The 18,599-nt window shown below is 39.4% G+C and carries 18 protein-coding genes; all 18 read left to right on the top strand.

The annotated features are described in order from the left end of the window. Positions 1 to 2 precede the first annotated feature (2 nt). The 18 genes from H8S40_RS14440 to H8S40_RS14355 all read left to right on the top strand — a co-directional run bounded on the left by H8S40_RS14440 (position 3) and on the right by H8S40_RS14355 (position 18,461). Positions 3 to 1,337 (top strand): CCA tRNA nucleotidyltransferase, encoded by a 1,335-nt coding sequence (locus H8S40_RS14440; protein WP_186865484.1) that lies wholly within the window; start codon positions 3 to 5, stop codon positions 1,335 to 1,337. Positions 1,338 to 1,403: 66 nt separating this feature from the next. After that, complete coding sequence (locus H8S40_RS14435; RefSeq protein ID WP_118737675.1) at positions 1,404 to 2,411, top strand: CotS family spore coat protein; 1,008 nt, start codon at positions 1,404 to 1,406, stop codon at positions 2,409 to 2,411. A 179-nt stretch (positions 2,412 to 2,590) separates the two neighbouring features. Next, positions 2,591 to 2,863, top strand: coding sequence for an HU family DNA-binding protein (locus tag H8S40_RS14430; protein WP_022075463.1), 273 nt, complete (start codon positions 2,591 to 2,593; stop codon positions 2,861 to 2,863). A gap of 119 nt (positions 2,864 to 2,982) precedes the next feature. Then, positions 2,983 to 3,222, top strand: coding sequence for an RNA-binding S4 domain-containing protein (locus H8S40_RS14425; protein WP_022075462.1), 240 nt, complete (start codon positions 2,983 to 2,985; stop codon positions 3,220 to 3,222). Between the two features lie 140 nt (positions 3,223 to 3,362). Continuing rightward, positions 3,363 to 3,647: a sporulation protein YabP gene (yabP, locus tag H8S40_RS14420; RefSeq protein ID WP_022075461.1), complete on the top strand. Its 285-nt coding sequence runs from the start codon at positions 3,363 to 3,365 to the stop codon at positions 3,645 to 3,647. Positions 3,648 to 3,656: 9 nt separating this feature from the next. Further along, positions 3,657 to 3,938 (top strand): spore cortex biosynthesis protein YabQ, encoded by a 282-nt coding sequence (yabQ, locus tag H8S40_RS14415; RefSeq protein WP_186865483.1) that lies wholly within the window; start codon positions 3,657 to 3,659, stop codon positions 3,936 to 3,938. 195 nt (positions 3,939 to 4,133) lie between these two features. Continuing rightward, positions 4,134 to 4,460, top strand: a complete 327-nt coding sequence (locus tag H8S40_RS14410) for an FtsB family cell division protein (RefSeq protein ID WP_117989955.1) — start codon at positions 4,134 to 4,136, stop codon at positions 4,458 to 4,460. A 199-nt stretch (positions 4,461 to 4,659) separates the two neighbouring features. After that, entirely contained in the window at positions 4,660 to 6,057 is a 1,398-nt protein-coding gene (locus tag H8S40_RS14405; protein WP_186865482.1) for a SpoIIE family protein phosphatase, read from the top strand. A gap of 42 nt (positions 6,058 to 6,099) precedes the next feature. Further along, on the top strand, positions 6,100 to 7,572 hold the full coding sequence (gene tilS / locus H8S40_RS14400; RefSeq protein ID WP_117989957.1) for a tRNA lysidine(34) synthetase TilS: 1,473 nt from the start codon (positions 6,100 to 6,102) through the stop codon (positions 7,570 to 7,572). Further along, a complete protein-coding gene (gene hpt / locus H8S40_RS14395) occupies positions 7,541 to 8,068 on the top strand; it encodes a hypoxanthine phosphoribosyltransferase (protein ID WP_022075456.1) in 528 nt (175 codons plus the stop codon). The genes tilS and hpt overlap by 32 nt, the downstream gene beginning before the upstream one ends. Positions 8,069 to 8,084: 16 nt before the next feature. Beyond that, complete coding sequence (ftsH, locus tag H8S40_RS14390; protein WP_117989958.1) at positions 8,085 to 9,914, top strand: ATP-dependent zinc metalloprotease FtsH; 1,830 nt, start codon at positions 8,085 to 8,087, stop codon at positions 9,912 to 9,914. Between the two features lie 30 nt (positions 9,915 to 9,944). Then, positions 9,945 to 11,999: a glycoside hydrolase family 13 protein gene (locus H8S40_RS14385; protein WP_186865481.1), complete on the top strand. Its 2,055-nt coding sequence runs from the start codon at positions 9,945 to 9,947 to the stop codon at positions 11,997 to 11,999. 13 nt (positions 12,000 to 12,012) lie between these two features. Beyond that, on the top strand, positions 12,013 to 13,914 hold the full coding sequence (gene metG, locus H8S40_RS14380; RefSeq protein WP_186865480.1) for a methionine--tRNA ligase: 1,902 nt from the start codon (positions 12,013 to 12,015) through the stop codon (positions 13,912 to 13,914). A 28-nt stretch (positions 13,915 to 13,942) separates the two neighbouring features. Beyond that, positions 13,943 to 15,169, top strand: a complete 1,227-nt coding sequence (locus tag H8S40_RS14375; protein WP_186865479.1) for a HipA domain-containing protein — start codon at positions 13,943 to 13,945, stop codon at positions 15,167 to 15,169. Positions 15,170 to 15,178: 9 nt separating this feature from the next. Next, positions 15,179 to 15,469: a hypothetical protein gene (locus tag H8S40_RS14370; RefSeq protein WP_118737669.1), complete on the top strand. Its 291-nt coding sequence runs from the start codon at positions 15,179 to 15,181 to the stop codon at positions 15,467 to 15,469. Positions 15,470 to 15,787: 318 nt separating this feature from the next. Continuing rightward, a complete protein-coding gene (locus tag H8S40_RS14365) occupies positions 15,788 to 17,008 on the top strand; it encodes an L-aspartate oxidase (protein WP_118724049.1) in 1,221 nt (406 codons plus the stop codon). A 62-nt stretch (positions 17,009 to 17,070) separates the two neighbouring features. Beyond that, positions 17,071 to 17,928, top strand: coding sequence for a carboxylating nicotinate-nucleotide diphosphorylase (nadC, locus tag H8S40_RS14360; protein ID WP_022075451.1), 858 nt, complete (start codon positions 17,071 to 17,073; stop codon positions 17,926 to 17,928). A gap of 20 nt (positions 17,929 to 17,948) precedes the next feature. Beyond that, entirely contained in the window at positions 17,949 to 18,461 is a 513-nt protein-coding gene (locus H8S40_RS14355) for a transcription repressor NadR (RefSeq protein ID WP_186865478.1), read from the top strand. The last annotated feature ends 138 nt before the right edge of the window (positions 18,462 to 18,599 follow it).

The raw sequence follows: 18,599 nt of genomic DNA, 5'->3' as shown, positions 1-18,599 counted from the left end.
ATATGAAGATTACGTTACCTGGCAAAGTGACAGAGATTATTGAAAATTTACAGATGCATGGATATGAGGCATATGCGGTTGGAGGATGTGTGAGAGATTCAATTCTTGCAAAAGAACCTCAGGACTGGGATATCACTACGTCTGCAAAGCCGGAAGAAATAAAAGCACTTTTTCCGAGAACAGTAGATACTGGAATTGAACATGGAACGGTAACGGTTCTTATGGGGAAAGATATGTATGAAGTGACGACATATCGAATTGACGGAGTTTATGAAGACAGCCGCCATCCAAAGGAAGTAATCTTCACAAATAAGCTGGAAGAAGATTTGCGCCGTCGTGATTTTACGATCAATGCAATGGCATATAATGATGATGTTCGTCTGGTAGATGCATTTGGCGGAATGAAGGATCTGAATTATCATTTGATTCGTTGTGTAGGTGATCCGAAGGAACGTTTTGAAGAAGATGCTCTGCGAATCCTGCGTGCAGTGAGATTTTCCGCACAGTTGGATTTTGCAATTGAAGAACATACCGCAGATGCAATTCGTTCACAGGTGCTGTCATTGAAAAATATCAGTGCAGAAAGAATACAGGCAGAATTGATAAAGCTGCTTATGTCAGATCATCCGGAGCGTCTCAAGGATGCATACGAGTTGGGAATCACAAGAGTGATTCTTCCGGAATGGGACCGTATGGTCGGGGTGGAGCAGCACACACCGCATCATATGTATGATGTGGCAGAGCATACACTTCATGCGATCATGAATGTAAAGCAGGATAAGATACTGCGTCTGACGATGTTATTCCACGATATGGGAAAACCATTTGCAAAAACGACAGATGAAAACGGACAAGATCATTTTAAAGAGCACTCAATCGGCAGTGAGGAGAAAGCCCGTTCCATCATGCAGCGCCTGAAGATGGATAATGATACGATTAAAAAAGTAACAAAACTGGTATGCTATCATGATTATCGTATCGAAGCGACAGGACCGAACGTACGACGTGCCATGAATCGTATAGGAGTAGAATTATTCCCATATTATCTGGCAGTTCGTATGGCTGATGTGAAAGCACAAAGCTCATATCAGCGACGTGCAAAGATTGAAAATATCATTGCAATGCGAGAGATTTATCAGGATACTTTGATCAAGGAGCATTGTGTGACACTTAGAGACCTTGCAGTTACGGGCAAGGATCTTATGGAGATTGGCATGAAGCCGGGAAGAGAACTTGGTAACATGTTGAATGAGCTGTTGGAGTGGGTTATTGATGATCCACAATGTAATAAAAAAGAGCTGCTTTGCGAGTATGTAAAAGAAAGGATTGGACTTTAAGAATACTTTGGCTGCCTCTTACATAGATTAAAAAGAGTTATGAATCGTGTAATGTAGGGGGCAGCAATGAGAGAAAGTGAATTAGAAATCTTAGAACAATATCCAATTGAGGCAGAAAGCACCCGTAAAATCAGGGGTGCGTTTTTTATCAACACGAAAGAGGGAACGATGCTGTTAAAAGAGACAAAAATCTCTGACAGACGTGCCCTCTTATTTTATACGCTATTATGCCAGCTTGAAGAGAGTGGCAAATATGTGGACACACCGATACTGAATTCGGAAAATAAATTGGTCAGTACCGCGAGAGATGGAAGCCGGTATCTGCTGAAAAAATGGTATGACGGGAGAGAGTGTGAAGTACGGCGTGAAGCAGATGTGCTTATGGCAGCAGAAAATCTGGCACACTTGCACCTTGATATGAAATGGAGAGACATATGCAGTGTAGAGGAAAAACAGGAGATACGACCGCCGGCGGGAAGACATTTGAAAGAAGAAATGATATGTCATAACCGCGAATTGAAAAAGGTGAGGGCATTTGTGCGGAAACGCGTGAATAAAGGGACATTTGAAGCAATGTATTTAAAATCCTTTGAGCAAATGTATGAGACGGGAAAAGCGGTGGAGGAACGTCTTGCAAATTCCAAATATGATGAGCTTTATAAATCGAGCGTTGAAGAAGGTTTGTTAATCCATGGAGATTACAATTATCATAATGTGCTCTTGCTTCCTCAAAAGGTTGTGACAACCAATTTTGAACATTTTAGAAGAGACGTGCAGGTGTTGGATTTGTATTATTTTTTGCGGAAAGTTATGGAAAAATATCATTGGAGTGTTGTACTTGGAAATGAAATTTTAAGCCGGTATAACAGTGTGAGGACACTGCAGAAAGAAGAACTAGAATATATTGCGTTGAAAATAGCTTATCCGGAGAAATTTTGGAAAATTGTGAATGCTTATTATCATTCCAATAAGGCGTGGATGCCAGAGAAAAATGTCGAAAAACTTGAGCTTGCAGTAGCTCAAAATCAGGAAAAACTACGATTTTTAGAAGTGATATTTGACTTTCGGTTATAGGAGGTGGAAAAAACGGCAAAAACCACGTGTTTTCGCCGTTTTTTAAGCGTAGAATGCTTGACAAATAGTAGTGGAAATTGTATAACAGTATCTAAGGGCAAAGCCGAGAAACGGCGAAGAAGAGCCTTTACCCGGTTAGAATTAGAATTCTACTATAATAAAAAGGAGGAAATATTCATATGAACAAAACAGAATTAATCGCAGCAATCGCAGAAAGAGCAGAAATTTCTAAGAAAGATTCAGAAAAAGCAGTAAAGGCTTTTATCGATGTTGTTACTGAAGAACTGAAAAAAGAAGAGAAAGTTCAGTTAGTTGGATTTGGAACATTTGAAGTAAGCAAGAGAGCAGCAAGAACAGGTAAGAACCCACAGACAGGTGAGCCTATGACAATCAGCGCTTGCAACGCACCAAAATTCAAAGCTGGAAAAGCTCTGAAAGATGCTGTAAACTAAGACGAATAGATGAAAAGCAGGCATCGCAGGATGCCTTGTAAATAAAGGAGAAAGAGGCAGAGGGTTATATCCTCTGCCTCTTTCTCCTAAAAAAGGGATTAAAGAAAAGGAAAGATAAGATGAGATTAGATAAGTTTTTGAAGGTTTCCCGCTTGATCAAACGAAGAACAGTTGCGAATGAAGCCTGCGACGCGGGACGAGTTCTGGTGAACGGAGTTGTCGCAAAAGCTTCTGTAAAGGTAAAGGTCGGAGATATTATAGAAATCCAGTTTGGAACAAAGACAGTTAAAGTAGAAGTTTTGGATATTCAGGATACAACAAAGAAAGAAGAAGCAAAAGATTTGTTCCGTTATTTGTAAAAAATAAAAAGACATAAAATTTAAAACTCTTTCATATATATTTGAATGGAGATACTTTCAATCTCGAAAGGTTGAGAAACTCCTGACATATCCAGACATGGAAAACATGCTTTGGAGATATTGAGAGAGGGGGAGTTTGTGTGGAAGAAAGGCAGATTGCAAAGGCACACAAGCTGGTCATCAATAATCGAAAGACAAGTATGGTGACTGGTGTGCTTGACGTATTATCCTTTGATTTAAATGAAGTTGTGCTTGAGACCGAACAAGGCATGTTGCTGGTCAAAGGTACGGACCTGCATGTAAATAGGCTTAGCGTGGAAAAGGGAGAGATAGATATTGCCGGCAATATAGACAGTATTATTTATTCCGATACAAATCAAACAGGGCATCCAAATGAAAATTTGTTTACAAAATTATTTAAATAGGAAATGCCTATGATGCTTGGAATTAGAACAGAAGCTGTTATTTTTTTCTATGCGTGGCTGTCTGGCTGCATTTTATTTATTGTTTATCAAGTGTTGATCCAGATGAGAAAGTTAATACGACATTCAATTGTAATGATAAATTTGGAAGATTTTTTGTTCTGGATGGGAACCGGGGGTTATTTGTTTAGACAGATGTATCGCACAACGCATGGAACGATACGATGGTTTTTCCTTCTGGGAGTGATTTTGGGAAGTGTAAGTGCATGGTTTGTGAAACGAAAAGTTTTCTGATATGTATCCTCCGTGCCAATCAGCGTAGTGATTAACACGGGAGTGAACAGCAATGTCAATGTAACAATTTCTTAAGAAATATGTAAAAATTACTTGAAAATAAACATCAAACCAGATATTATAAAAACACAAGCAGCGGTATAGAAAAGTAGAAGGGACGTAACATGTAGTTCGCAAAGTAAGGTGAGTGCAGTTATGAATAATAAAAAAGCAGGAAAGCAGGGCCATAAGAAAAAAAGAACAGCTCGTCCGCATATGAAAAGTGTACAGATAATCTGCGTAGGATTGGCAGTGTTAACATTAGTATTTGGCATAGGTTCCATCTCTATTTATTCAAAAAATCAAGACTATAAACAGCAGGAAGCTGAATTGGAAGCCCAGATAAAGAAAGAGGAAGAACGGTCAAAAGAGATAAAAGAATATCAGGATTATGTTAAGACTGATGATTACATAAGAGAAGTTGCGGAAGATAAACTGGGCTTAGTGGATCCGAATGAGATCCTTTTCAAGCAGACGAATTGAATATAGAAAAATAAAAACACGAACGAAAAACTCCGGAGAGAACTCCGGAGTTTTTTATTACATTAGGAAAATTTATTTCTTATGTAATAAAAATCCTCCGGCAGGATACGCACTGCGGCGTACAATGTAAATGTCGCAAGCGGCCGCCGCAGGTGCTTGAATGTGCAAAGCACATTCTTTTTGGAGGTGACATAATAAAATGGAAGAAGGACAGATGCTTCATACAAGCCCATACGTGGCACAGATAGAAAAGTTTGCAGATTCACTTACACAATTGGCGAATACATTTCTGAAAATGGAAAATAAGAAAAAATCTTTTACAAATGATGAGATTGATGCGATGTTTGCTCAAGTGAAAGAGCATGTCTGCACAAAATGTGAAAAAAGAGACTGGTGCTGGGGAGAAAATTATGTACACACATGCCAGATGGGGTATGAAATATTATCGGCGGTAGATAATTATGGAGATGAAATGAATGTAGAAACGAAGCGTAAGCTGAAACAGTGCTGTATTCGTGCTCCGCGATTTCTAAGAGAAATGTTAGAGGCATTTCAAGCGGCCCGGCAGAACATGATGTGGACAAACAGGATGGCATTAAGCAGAGAGGGATGTGCGATCCAGATGGACACATTTGCCGAAATGATACGTCAGACCGCAAAGGAAATGGAGGATAGTATTTTCCATGATGAATGGCTGGAAAAAAGAATTATTGAGGCACTAAAGAAAAAAGGAGTCCGGGTGTTAAAAACTGATTTTTTTATGAATTCGGAAGGGAAATATGAAATCCATGTAACAGCAAGAGCAATGTATGAGCAATGTTTTACAGTCCGTGAGATTGTGAAAGAAATTTCGATTGCTGCCAGACGAAAACTAACTCCCGCAAAGGAACAGGCACAAATAATGGGTCGGGAATACATTACGGTAGTATGCATGGAAGGACCGGAGTATTACACGTTGCAGGGAGTTGCAAAAGTCGGAAAAGGAAGCTGTGAAATATCAGGCGATAATTTTATGATGCTGGATCTTCCGGGAGGAAAGCAGGGAGTTGCATTGTCAGACGGAATGGGTTCGGGAGAGCGGGCATGCCGCGAGAGTACATTGGTGATTGAGTTATTGGAGGAGTTGCTTGAAGCAGGATTTCCTGAGAAAATGGCAATTCAGATGATTAACACAACACTGGTAATGGGACGGGAAGAGATACATTATTCTACAATAGATATGTGTGTGTTTGATTTGTATAGCGGCATATGTGAGTTTTTAAAAGCCGGCGCATCGTCGACATTTATTAAAAAGAAAGATAGCATCGAGCACTTGCGTTCAACTAGTCTGCCGATAGGAGTGGTTCATAAGCTGGACGTAGATCACGCAAAAAGACAGTTGGAAGATGGTGATTTTGTGATTATGGTTACCGATGGAATTATGGATGCGCTGCCGGTAGGGGAGCAGGATGTGTTATTGGAAACGATTATAAAAGGAACTGCAATCATAAATCCGAAAGAAATGGCACAACACATTTTAAAACAAGTATTGAATTGGACAGGCAAACCGCCTGAAGATGATATGACCGTATTGGTTATCGGAATTTGGAAATATTAAGGGATTGTTGCATTTTTCGGGGAGATTGAGTATAGTTTACTTATGAAACGAATAGAAAAATTTATCCAAAAATATCATATGCTCACCTGTGGCGATAAGGTGATTGCAGGTGTATCGGGAGGTGCAGATTCGGTATGCCTGTTTTTGATGCTCTTAGAATTGAGAGAAAAAATAGGGTTTGATTTAATTGCAGTGCATGTACATCATGGGCTTAGAGGAGAGGCAGCAGACCAAGATCAGCGATTTGTAGAAGCATTGTGCGAGCAGCATCGAATCCCATTGGAAATTTTCCGTGTGAATCTGGAATCAATTGCGAAAAAGAGGAAACAATCTTTGGAGGAAGCCGGGAGAATGGTGAGGAGAGAAGCATTTGACAGTGTGTGCCAAAAATACGGAGGAAATAAAATTGCATTAGCACATCATCAAAATGATAATGCAGAGACACTGCTTTGGAATCTGTCACGAGGAACCGGGTTAGACGGACTAGGAGGAATCCGTCCGGTTAATGGAAAATTTATCCGTCCGCTGCTATGTATGAACAGAAAAGAGATTGAAGAATATCTTTCCAAGAGAAAGCAATCCTATTGTATTGATGAAACGAATGCAGGGACAGATTATACAAGAAATAAATTGCGGCATCTGGTACTCCCGATTTTAGAAGAACAGGTCAATTCGGCTGCAGTCCGGCATATGAATGAAACAATGGAGCAGATATGGGAGCTCCAGGAATATATGCAGGAACAAGTGGAGGCTGCATATCAAGAATGTGTACAGGAACATTCTGAAAAAGCATGTTGGATTCAAATTCAGCAAAATTCCTTTGAAACATTTCCGGAATTGATAAAGAAAATGGTGATCCGAAAAGGCATGGAACAAGTGGGGGGCAAAAAAAGAGATTTGAGCCACAAACATGTCGATGTGATGATGGAGTTAATGAATAAGCAAGTAGGACGGACACTGGATCTTCCTTATGAAATGCATGCAAAACGAAATTATGAAGGAATCCGGTTAGAGAAAAGAAGAACATATTCGTCCGGGGAAGAAAAGAAAGCAGAAATCATGCAGGAATGCATGAGTGAATTGAACATTCCGGGGGAAATCATACTTGCAGACAGGAATCTTAAAGTTCGATGTAAAATACTGGAAAAGCCTAAAAATCTTTCAATAAAGGATATACCACAAAAAATATACACGAAATGGTTTGATTATGATATAATAAAGAGCAGTCTGTATATTAGAACAAGACAGGCAGGCGATAATATTGTAATTGATGAAAAAGGTCATCAAAAAAAACTAAAGAGTTGGTTTGTAGATGAAAAAATCCCGAAAGAGGTAAGAGACAGTCAATTGTTGCTCGCAGAGAACAATGATATTTTATGGGTTTTGGGACACCGGATGAGCCAGGCTTATCAAGTGAAGCAGTCAACTAAGTGGATTCTACAAATTGAAGTAGAAACATACAAAAGTGATGGAGGAAAAGAAAATGGCAGAAACAATTCGAGAGTTAGTATCTGAAAAAGCTGTAGACGAGAGAATCGTAGAGCTGGGAAAACAGATTAGTAAAGATTATGAAGGAAAGCAGGTACATTTAATCTGCGTACTGAAAGGCGGAGTCTTCTTCATGTGTGAATTGGCAAAGAGAATTTCTGTGCCTGTATCAATGGACTTTATGAGTGTCAGCAGTTATGGTGATGATACAAAATCCAGCGGAGTTGTAAAAATCGTGAAAGATCTGGATGAAGCAATTGAAGGAAAAGATGTGTTGATCGTAGAGGATATCATTGATTCCGGACGTACATTGTACTATCTGATTGATATTTTGAAGAAGAGAAATCCAAAAAGCGTTCATTTGTGTACATTATTAGACAAACCGGAACGTCGCGTGAAAGACGTGAAAGTAGATTATGTTGGATTTAATATTCCAGATGAGTTCGTAGTAGGATATGGTCTGGACTACGCACAGAAATATAGAAACCTGCCTTTCATCGGAGTAGTGGAAGGTCTGGAGTAGAGAGGAGCATATTAAATTGAATAATGACAGCAAGAAGTATAAAGGCACTGGCGTAACATTCTTTGTAGTCATCATAGCAGTGCTTTTTGCACTTTGGTTTGCAAGCCGGATCCAGGCTCAGGGGCAGGAAGTGACTTACACAAGATTTGTACAGGAAGTCCAGGATAGCAACATCAGTGACGTAACAATTAACCAGAACCGGACTGTACCAACCGGCTCAGTGTCATTTGTGTTAAAGAATAGTGGCTCAGCAGGGAAAGTGAATGTATCAGATGTGAATAAGGTGCAGGAGCTTCTCAGTAAATATGATATAGATTATAAGATGCCGGATGTAGCGGAAGCAGGAATTTTTGAGACAACAGTATTGCCGGTTATGTTGACGGCATTAGTTGTGATGTTCTTGTTTATGTTAATGAACAGACAGGCAGGAGGCGGTTCGAACGCAAAAGCCATGAATTTCGGGAAGAGTCGTGCGAAGATGAGTGCTCCTGGTGAAAAGAAGGTAACATTTGAAGATGTTGCCGGATTAAAAGAGGAAAAAGAAGAACTTGAAGAAATCGTAGATTTCCTGAAAGATCCAAAAAAATATGTTCAAGTCGGAGCAAGAATTCCGAAAGGTGTATTGCTTGAGGGACCTCCGGGAACAGGTAAGACATTGTTGGCAAAAGCTGTTGCGGGAGAAGCCGGAGTACCATTCTTTACAATTTCAGGTTCTGATTTTGTGGAGATGTTTGTCGGTGTCGGTGCATCACGTGTGCGAGATTTGTTTCAGGATGCAAAGAAAAATGCACCATGTATCATTTTCATCGATGAGATAGATGCAGTGGCAAGACGACGTGGAAGTGGTCTCGGTGGCGGTCACGATGAGAGAGAACAGACACTGAACCAGATGCTTGTAGAGATGGATGGTTTCGGAGTTAATGAAGGAATCATCGTAATGGCTGCAACGAACAGAAAAGATATTCTGGACCCTGCAATCCTTCGTCCGGGAAGATTTGACAGAGATGTTATTGTTGGCCGTCCGGATGTCGGGGGCCGTGAAGAGATTCTTAAAGTTCATGCAAGAAATAAGCCACTTGGAGATGACGTGGATTTGAAACAGATTGCCCAGACAACAGCAGGATTTACCGGAGCAGACCTGGAAAATCTGTTAAATGAAGCTGCAATTCTCGCAGCAAAGCAAAACCGTATGTATATTCAACAGGCTGATATTCGTCATGCGTTTGTAAAAGTCGGTATCGGACCTGAGAAGAAGAGTCGTATTGTATCTGAGAAGGAACGCAGGATTACGGCGTACCATGAAGCAGGTCATGCAATTCTCTTCCATGTGCTGCCGGATGTAGGACCTGTATACAGCGTATCTATCGTACCGACAGGTGGTGCAGGTGGTTACACAATGCCACTTCCGGAAAAAGATGATATGTTCAATACAAAAGGACATATGTTACAGGAAATTATCGTATCACTGGGTGGTCGTGTAGCAGAAGAACAGATATTTGATGATATCACAACAGGTGCATCCCAGGATATTAAACAGGCGACTGCAATTGCAAAATCAATGATCACGAAATTCGGTATGTCAGAAAAGCTTGGTCTGATTAATTATGATAATGACAGTGACGAAGTATTTATCGGAAGAGATTTCGGTCATGCTTCATCAAGGGGATATGGTGAGAAGGTTGCAGCAACAATTGATGAAGAAGTAAAACGCATTATAGATGACTGTTATGAAAAAGCGAAAGCTCTGTTAGACGAATACCATCCAGTATTGGAGTCCTGTGCTCAGTTACTGTTAGAAAAAGAAAAGCTTACAAGAAGTGAGTTTGAAGCACTTTTTGAAAAATAATGTGTACGGTAGTTGAGAGGAGTTAGAGTTATGAAAAGAGACGCTTTGTTCTGTGATGGGACTTCGTCTTATGTGATGCCTGCCGAACCAAAGGCAGGAGAAACTGTTACACTACGGTTTCGAACAGCAGAAAATGATGTCGCAGATGTGATTCTGCTCGTTGGTGAAGAAAAAGCCAGATATACGATGCAGAAGGCAGATAGTATAGAAAATTTTGATTTTTGGGAAATACAGTGGACACTGGATGAGGATCCATTGGTTTACTGTTTTGAAATCCAGCGTGGCGGAGAAATCTGTTATTATAATCGCTGCGGGGTATCAGATCGTATTGTCGATTACTATGATTTTAAGATCGTACCTGGATTTTCCACACCAGATTGGGCAAAAGGTGCAGTAATGTACCAGATTTTTGTGGATCGTTTTTATAATGGTGATCCACAAAATGATGTGGAAGACAGGGAATATATTTATATCGGAGCACCATGTGAGCAGGTCAAGGATTGGGGCTCTGTGCCGGCAACACCGGATATCCGCCGGTTCTACGGCGGAGACCTGCAGGGAGTTATGGATAAATTAGATTATCTTCAGGATTTGGGAATCGAAGTAATCTATTTCAATCCATTGTTTGTATCCCCATCAAACCATAAATATGATATTCAAGATTATGATTACATTGATCCACATTACGGAAAGATTGTTAAAGATGGCGGAGAGGTTCTGGCAGAAGGGGATATGGACAATACCCATGCTACGAAATATCAGATCCGCACAGGCGATAAAGAAAATCTGGAAGCCAGCAATGCACTGTTTGCAAAATTGGTAGATGAGATGCATAAGCGAGGCATGCGAGTGATACTGGACGGTGTGTTCAATCATTGTGGTTCTTTCAATAAATGGATGGACCGAGAGAGAATTTATGAGCAGCAACCGGCTTATCAGGATAAACAGGGGGCTTTTGTAAGTTCACAGAGTCCGTACCGCAGCTTCTTCCATTTCTTCAAGGAAGAGGAAAGCGCATGGCCGTATAATTATAATTATGATGGCTGGTGGGGGCATGACACACTTCCAAAATTAAATTACGAAGATTCACCAAAACTGGTGCAATATATTATGGATATCGGTAAAAAATGGGTATCTCCGCCGTATAATATTGACGGATGGCGTCTGGATGTTGCGGCAGACCTTGGATATTCCAATGAATATAATCATATGTTCTGGAAAGAATTCCGTAAACAGGTGAAGAGTGTGAATCCGGATGTATTGATTCTTGCAGAGCATTATGGAGATCCGGGAGAATGGCTTCAGGGGGATCAGTGGGACAGTGTCATGAACTACGATGCATTTATGGAGCCACTGACCTGGTTTTTGACAGGTATGGAGAAGCACAGTAATGAGCGCCGTATTGATCTGTGGGGTAATGCAGAGATATTTGTGAATTCAATGAAGCATTTTATGGCATGCATGCTGACACCATCTTTGCAGGTTGCAATGAACGAATTATCCAACCATGACCATTCCAGATTCCTCACAAGAACAAATCATATTGCCGGTCGAGTAGAACAGCTTGGATATAAGGCAGCAGAAGAAGGAATTAACGAGGCTGTATTCTGTGAGGCAGTCGCAGTACAGATGACCTGGGTTGGAGCACCGACTGTATATTATGGAGATGAGGTTGGAGTTGTCGGATTTACAGATCCGGATAATCGCCGTACATTCCCATGGGGAAATGAAAATCAACGATTATTGAATTTTCATAAAGAGATGATCCGCATTCACAAAGAACAGGAAATCCTTAGAACAGGTTCGATCAAGATGCTTACCTGGGCAAATAACGTGTTGGCATATGGACGTTTTCAGGATGATGAACAGATTGTTGTAATCTTGAACAACAGCAAAGAACTAAAAGAAATAACAGTCCCGGTGTGGCTTGCAGAAGTACCACAAAATACCCGTATGTATCGTTTGATGTATACATATGAAGAAGGATTTACAACAGAGTATGATGAATATATTGTGCAGGACGGAGAAGTTGTTGTAAACATGGGACGACATTCCGTACTGATTTTAAAAACATTGAAAGAATAAAGGAGAGAGCACGATGGCAGATAAACAGAAATATTATATCACAACAGCGATTGCCTATACATCTGGCAAACCGCATATTGGAAACACATATGAGATCGTACTTGCAGATGCAATTGCAAGATATAAAAGAAGTCAGGGATACGATGTGTTTTTCCAGACAGGAACTGATGAACATGGACAGAAGATTGAACTGAAGGCAGAAGAGGCCGGAATTTCACCAAAGGAATTTGTAGATAACGTATCCGGTGAGATTAAGAGAATCTGGGATCTGATGGATACATCTTATGATAAATTTATCCGTACAACAGATGAAGACCATGAGAAGCAGGTACAGAAAATCTTCAAAAAACTGTATGATCAGGGAGATATCTACAAAGGACATTATGAAGGTATGTACTGTACACCATGTGAGTCATTCTTTACAGAGTCACAGCTTGTAGATGGAAAATGTCCAGATTGCGGACGTCCGGTTCAGCCTGCAAAAGAAGAAGCATATTTCTTTAAAATGAGCAAATATGCAGACAGACTGATCGAGCACATTAATACACACCCAGAATTTATTCAGCCGGTATCTCGTAAAAATGAGATGATGAATAACTTCCTTCTTCCGGGACTTCAAGATTTGTGTGTGTCAAGAACTTCCTTTAAATGGGGAATCCCGGTTGATTTTGATCCAAAACATGTTGTATATGTATGGCTGGATGCTTTGACAAACTATATCACAGGAATCGGATATGACTGTGATGGAGAAAACACAGAACAGTTTAAAAAAGACTGGCCGGCAGACTTGCATTTGATCGGTAAAGATATTATCCGTTTCCATACAATTTACTGGCCAATCTTCTTGATGGCACTTGATCTTCCACTTCCAAAACAGGTATTTGGTCACCCATGGCTGCTTCAGGGAGATGGCAAGATGAGTAAATCGAAAGGAAATGTACTTTACGCTGATGAACTGGTAGATTTCTTTGGCGTAGATGCAGTTCGTTACTTTGTACTTCATGAGATGCCATTTGAGAATGACGGAGTTATTTCATGGGAGCTGATGGTAGAGCGTATGAATTCAGATTTGGCAAATACACTTGGAAATCTGGTAAACCGTACAGTATCTATGACAAACAAATACTTCGGAGGTTCTGTAACAGATAAGGGAGTATCTGGCGATGTAGATGCAGATCTGAAAGCAGTTATGGAAGCAACACCTAAAGCCGTAGAAGCAAAAATGAATGAGCTTCGCGTAGCAGATGCAATTACAGAAATCTTCAATCTGTTTAAACGTTGTAATAAATATATTGATGAAACAATGCCTTGGGTACTTGCAAAAGATGAAGCACAGAAAGATCGTCTTGAAACAGTTCTGTGGAATCTGATTCAGGGAATTTCAGCAGGAGCAGAACTTCTGGAGTCTTTCATGCCTTCTACAAGCAAGAAGATTTTAGAGCAGCTTGGAAATGGTAATGTAACAGACAAGCCGGAGATTTTATTCCAGAGACTGGATTTAGAAGAGGTTATGAAGAAAGTTGCAGAACTTCACCCACCGGTTGAAGAAGAAAAAGAAGAAGAGGCAGTTATTGATATCGAAGCAAAACCAGAGATTACATTTGATGATTTCGGAGCAATGCAGTTTCAGGTTGGCGAGATCATCGCGTGTGAAGAGGTGAAAAAATCAAGAAAACTGCTTTGTTCACAAGTTAAGATCGGAAGCGAAGTAAAACAGATCGTTTCAGGAATTAAAGGACATTATTCAGCAGAAGAAATGGTTGGCAAGAAAGTTATGGTTCTTGTAAATCTGAAACCTGCAAAACTGGCAGGAGTACTGTCAGAAGGAATGCTTCTGTGTGCAGAAGACGCAGAAGGCAATCTGGCACTTATGGTACCGGAGAAAGAGATGCCGGCAGGAGCAGAAATCTGCTAGGTAGTTAAAAATGACGGAGGTGGAAATCATGAGTACAATAGAATCCAATGTTCCGAATAATCTCTTTGTGTTAAAACATAAAGACCTGGATGTGGCTATGGTTGCAATTGATTTGACCTCCGGAAAGATAGAACACGTGTTGGCTACGTATTTGCCAAAAGAATTACCAGTTGGCTGTAGTGAAGATAGTCCAAATAGCATATTATCCTGGTGGGAATCAAGAGCAATCCCGGATTCGAGAAGAGGAATACAGCAGGCGTTAAATTTTCTGCATGAGGAGTCCAATCTGTCCTTGATGTTATCGGGGTATGGATTAAGCCTTACAGACCATTATTGGATGCAGCCATTAGGGAAAGAACTATATTGGAAAAATTTGAATTTTTATGAAAATACATTCTCAGACGAATTGGGATTGCTTTTGACTGATTCGGAGAAAATAGATATAAATGCCAACATTTCAAAATTCTCCCCATCCTCTTCGGTTACGGGAGAAATGAAAAAAAAGTGGATTATAAAAAATGATATCCGATACCTGATGAAATTAAGTGCAAATGATTATGCACAACAGGCGGTAAACGAAGTAATTGCGACTACTCTACATAAACAGTCAGGGTGGAAGAATTATGTTACGTATGAAGTTGAGACAACAAAAATAGAAGGTAAAGAAATCCCTTGTTCGTTAAATCCGTTGTTTACTTCAACCAGATATGAGTTTGTATCAGCATATCAATTGATAAAAAACTATAAAATACCGAATGAACTGTCTTCGTATGAGGCGATTATTGAACAGGCAGTAAAATTAGGAATGAACGAAAATGAAGTGCGGAATCAATTGGAATATACAATTATGACAGACTTCATTTTGACAAATGTAGACCGACATTTTAATAATTTTGGATTTTTATATGATTCAGAAGTTGGTAAGCTGGTTGCAATGGCTCCGATTTTTGATACAGGAAATTCATTATTTTATGCTACAGATATCATTCCTCAAAAAGAAAATTTGTTAGATATTCGTGTGAATTCGTTTTGCAAGAGGGAAGCAGATATGCTTCGATATGTGAAAAATAATAAATGCCTGAATTTAGATAAATTAGATGGTTTTCCAGATAAAGTACAGAGTTTGTTACTGACATATACGGATATGCCGGAAAAAAGAGCAGCAGAGATCAAACAAACAGTTGTGCAGAAAATAGAATATCTGAAATTGTTTCAGCAGGGAAAGAAAATCTGGAAAAAGGAAAAATACTGGTAGGGTGATTATATGCAGGAGGCACAGGTTACAAGAGATGGAAATATCCTTACAATAGGAAAAGATATACAGTTAATTGTGAATTTGGATAATCAGCAAAATTATGTGAAGTATGATTCCAGAAAAGTTCCATATCAGCGGGAGATTGTATTTGGGAAAGATCTTCTGGAGGGTAAGCGACAAAATGTATTTCGTACGGCAATTAATTACTATTATGAACAGGCATGCAGATTTGTAGAAGGATTGCAAATAGCTGAAAACTATCGAAAGACAATAAATACGACGGCAAGAGAAATAAAGTAGAATAAAAAAATAAGATATAAAATGAGAATGCAGGAAACTGTATTCTCATTTTTCAATTTATAAGAGTTTGGTATATGTTTCGCAGTTTAAAAAATAGAAAGATTATTTTGTATAAAATGAAATATGAATGTGTAAAATACCTGTAAAGATTTGTACAACATCTGTCTTGTCAGATGTAAAGGTGGATGCTATAATGACAACAATATGCGTGACTGCTTAGCAGAGATAAGGTAAGCAGCAATAAATGTGCAGAGAAATGAATCAAACCAAGATGGAAATTTGTACAATAAATTCAGCATATTAGAAAGAGGTTTCGTAATGAGAATAGATGCAGATGTTGTAATCGTAGGAACAGGAGTTGCAGGATTGTTCAGTGCGTTGAATCTGCCAAGAGATAAAAAAATAGTTATGATCACAAAGGCAGATCTGGAGAGTAGTGATTCTTTTTTAGCACAGGGAGGAATTTGTGTACTTCATGATAAGGATGACTATGACAGTTACTTTGAAGATACAATGAAGGCAGGACATTATGAGAATCGTAAAGAGTCTGTTGATATTATGATTCGAAGCTCTCGCCAAATCATTGAAGAACTGGTACAATATGGTGTAGACTTTGAACGTCTGGAAGGTGGAGAGTTTGCATACACAAGAGAAGGAGCACATTCCAAGCCGCGTATTCTGTTTCATGAGGATGTGACAGGAAAAGAGATTACGAGTAAATTACTTGCACAGGTGAAAAAGCTGGATAATGTAACAATATATGAATATACGACGATGACAGACATATTGGTAGAAGATGGTGAGTGCAAAGGAATCATAGCAGAAAAAGCCGGAGATTTAATTGAAATCTATGCACCGGATACAATCTGGGCCAGTGGCGGAATTGGCGGATTATATAAACATTCTACAAATTTCCCACATCTTACAGGAGATGCACTGGAAATATCCAAAAAGCATGGAATCCGTCTGGATCATTTGGATTATGTACAGATTCATCCGACTACATTATATTCCAAAAAGCCAGGAAGAAGATTTTTGATTTCCGAATCTGTACGAGGTGAAGGTGCTGTATTATATAATAAGAATATGGAGCGGTTTGTAAATGAATTGCTTCCTCGAGATGTAGTGACAAAGGCAATTCATGAACAAATGCAGAAAGATGGAACAGATTATGTCTGGTTATCAATGGAGCACATCGATAAAGAGACAATTCTGAATCATTTTCCAAATATTTATCAGCATTGTCTGGAAGAAGGATACGATGTTACAAAAGAATGTATCCCTGTTGTTCCGGCACAGCATTACTTTATGGGCGGTGTATGGGTTGATTCAGACAGCAGAACATCCATGCCGCATTTGTATGCAGTTGGAGAGACAAGCTGTAATGGAGTTCATGGGGCGAATCGTCTCGCAAGCAATTCTTTGTTAGAAAGCCTTGTATTTGCGCAGAGAGCAGCAACGAAGATTTGCGGTGGAGAAAATCCATTTACACCATACGTGGAAGCAGAAGAATCCGAGGACGAAAAAATCAGAGCATAAAAGTTGATGAAGTTTTAGATTGTAAAATCAAAGAAAAATTATGTATAGAATGGAGAAACGACATGAATAAGATTACAACAACATTACAGGTAGATCAGTTAATTCTGGAGGCATTACGTGAGGATATATCAAGCGAGGATGTGACAACAAATGCTGTTATGAGAGAGGCTGTAGACGGAGAAGTGGATTTAATCTGCAAGCAGGACGGCGTGATTGCAGGATTAGATGTTTTTAAACGAGTATTTGAGCTTCTCGATGATAAAGTGAGAGTTGAATTCTATTGCAAAGATGGAGACGAAGTGAAAAACAAACAGCTGATGGGAAAAGTATATGGAGATATTCGTGTGCTTCTGTCAGGTGAACGTGTTGCATTGAATTATCTGCAGAGAATGAGCGGAATTGCAACGTATACCCATTCTGTAGCAGACTTGCTCAAAGGAAGCAAAACAAAATTGCTGGATACAAGAAAAACAACACCGAATATGCGTATTTTTGAAAAATATGCAGTTCGTGTAGGTGGCGGATACAATCACCGTTACAATTTGTCTGACGGCGTACTTTTAAAAGATAATCATATCGGGGCGGCCGGAAGTGTTACAAAAGCAGTAGAGATGGCTAAAGAATACGCACCATTTGTACGTAAGATTGAAATAGAAGTAGAGAATCTTGATATGGTAAAAGAGGCTGTCGAAGCCGGTGCAGATATCATTATGTTAGACAACATGTCAACAGAAGAAATGCAGGAAGCAATCAAGATCATTGACGGAAGAGCGGAGACAGAGTGTTCTGGAAACGTGACAAAAGAAAACATTGGTCGTTTGACAGCACTTGGAGTAGATTATATTTCCAGCGGTGCACTGACACACTCAGCACCAATTATGGATATTTCGCTGAAGAACCTCCATGCTGTAAATAAGTAGAAAGTGTCTTGGAGGGTGTTATGACCGGAACAGAGCGTAGAAATCAAATTGTTGAACGGATCAGGAAGAATGCTGTACCGGTATCGGGAACTATGCTTGCAAAAGAATTTGAAGTAAGCAGACAGGTCATTGTACAGGATATCGCACTTATTCGGGCAGCGGGATACGATATTATATCAACCCATAGAGGATATCTTTTAAATGAGCCGATCAGTGTAAACAGAGTATTTAAGGTGCAGCATACAGATGAACAGACAGAAGAAGAATTGTATTCCATTGTAGATCTTGGTGGGACTGTGGCAAATGTGATGGTGAATCATAAAATATATGGACAAATGGAAGCTGAACTGAATATTAATTCCAGAAAAAAGGCAAAAGACTTTATTGATGATATAAAAAGCGGTAAGTCAAGTCCATTGAAAAATATTACCTCGAATTATCATTATCATAAAGTTGTGGCAGACAGTGAAGAAACATTAGATATGATTGAAGAAGCATTACAGGAAAAAGGTTTTTTAGTTACTGCTAATTAAAAAGCAAAAACAGATGTGTGAAAAAGCACATCTGTTTTTGCTTTTTTAAAGAAAATGTGATATTGTATTTAAGAATGTGTAAAGTTATTTGGTTGAAGAATAAATTTACAATAGGTAAATTTGTATCATACAACTGAA

The organism is Ruminococcus hominis (assembly GCF_014287355.1).
Taxonomy (GTDB): Bacteria; Bacillota; Clostridia; order Lachnospirales; family Lachnospiraceae; genus Schaedlerella; species Schaedlerella hominis.
This window is presented reverse-complemented; position numbering and strand designations above follow the sequence as displayed.

Excerpts from the sequence above, each read along its gene's own strand:
- tilS (WP_117989957.1), top strand. The coding sequence starts at position 6,100 with ATGAAACGAATAGAAAAATTTATCCAAAAATATCATATGCTCACCTGT.
- yabQ (WP_186865483.1), top strand. The coding sequence starts at position 3,657 with ATGATGCTTGGAATTAGAACAGAAGCTGTTATTTTTTTCTATGCGTGG.
- H8S40_RS14405 (WP_186865482.1), top strand. The coding sequence starts at position 4,660 with ATGGAAGAAGGACAGATGCTTCATACAAGCCCATACGTGGCACAGATA.
- H8S40_RS14440 (WP_186865484.1), top strand. The coding sequence starts at position 3 with ATGAAGATTACGTTACCTGGCAAAGTGACAGAGATTATTGAAAATTTA.
- H8S40_RS14370 (WP_118737669.1), top strand. The coding sequence starts at position 15,179 with ATGCAGGAGGCACAGGTTACAAGAGATGGAAATATCCTTACAATAGGA.
- H8S40_RS14430 (WP_022075463.1), top strand. The coding sequence starts at position 2,591 with ATGAACAAAACAGAATTAATCGCAGCAATCGCAGAAAGAGCAGAAATT.
- hpt (WP_022075456.1), top strand. The coding sequence starts at position 7,541 with ATGGCAGAAACAATTCGAGAGTTAGTATCTGAAAAAGCTGTAGACGAG.
- H8S40_RS14385 (WP_186865481.1), top strand. The coding sequence starts at position 9,945 with ATGAAAAGAGACGCTTTGTTCTGTGATGGGACTTCGTCTTATGTGATG.
- H8S40_RS14365 (WP_118724049.1), top strand. The coding sequence starts at position 15,788 with ATGAGAATAGATGCAGATGTTGTAATCGTAGGAACAGGAGTTGCAGGA.
- H8S40_RS14375 (WP_186865479.1), top strand. The coding sequence starts at position 13,943 with ATGAGTACAATAGAATCCAATGTTCCGAATAATCTCTTTGTGTTAAAA.
- H8S40_RS14425 (WP_022075462.1), top strand. The coding sequence starts at position 2,983 with ATGAGATTAGATAAGTTTTTGAAGGTTTCCCGCTTGATCAAACGAAGA.
- H8S40_RS14410 (WP_117989955.1), top strand. The coding sequence starts at position 4,134 with ATGAATAATAAAAAAGCAGGAAAGCAGGGCCATAAGAAAAAAAGAACA.
- H8S40_RS14355 (WP_186865478.1), top strand. The coding sequence starts at position 17,949 with ATGACCGGAACAGAGCGTAGAAATCAAATTGTTGAACGGATCAGGAAG.
- H8S40_RS14435 (WP_118737675.1), top strand. The coding sequence starts at position 1,404 with ATGAGAGAAAGTGAATTAGAAATCTTAGAACAATATCCAATTGAGGCA.
- metG (WP_186865480.1), top strand. The coding sequence starts at position 12,013 with ATGGCAGATAAACAGAAATATTATATCACAACAGCGATTGCCTATACA.
- nadC (WP_022075451.1), top strand. The coding sequence starts at position 17,071 with ATGAATAAGATTACAACAACATTACAGGTAGATCAGTTAATTCTGGAG.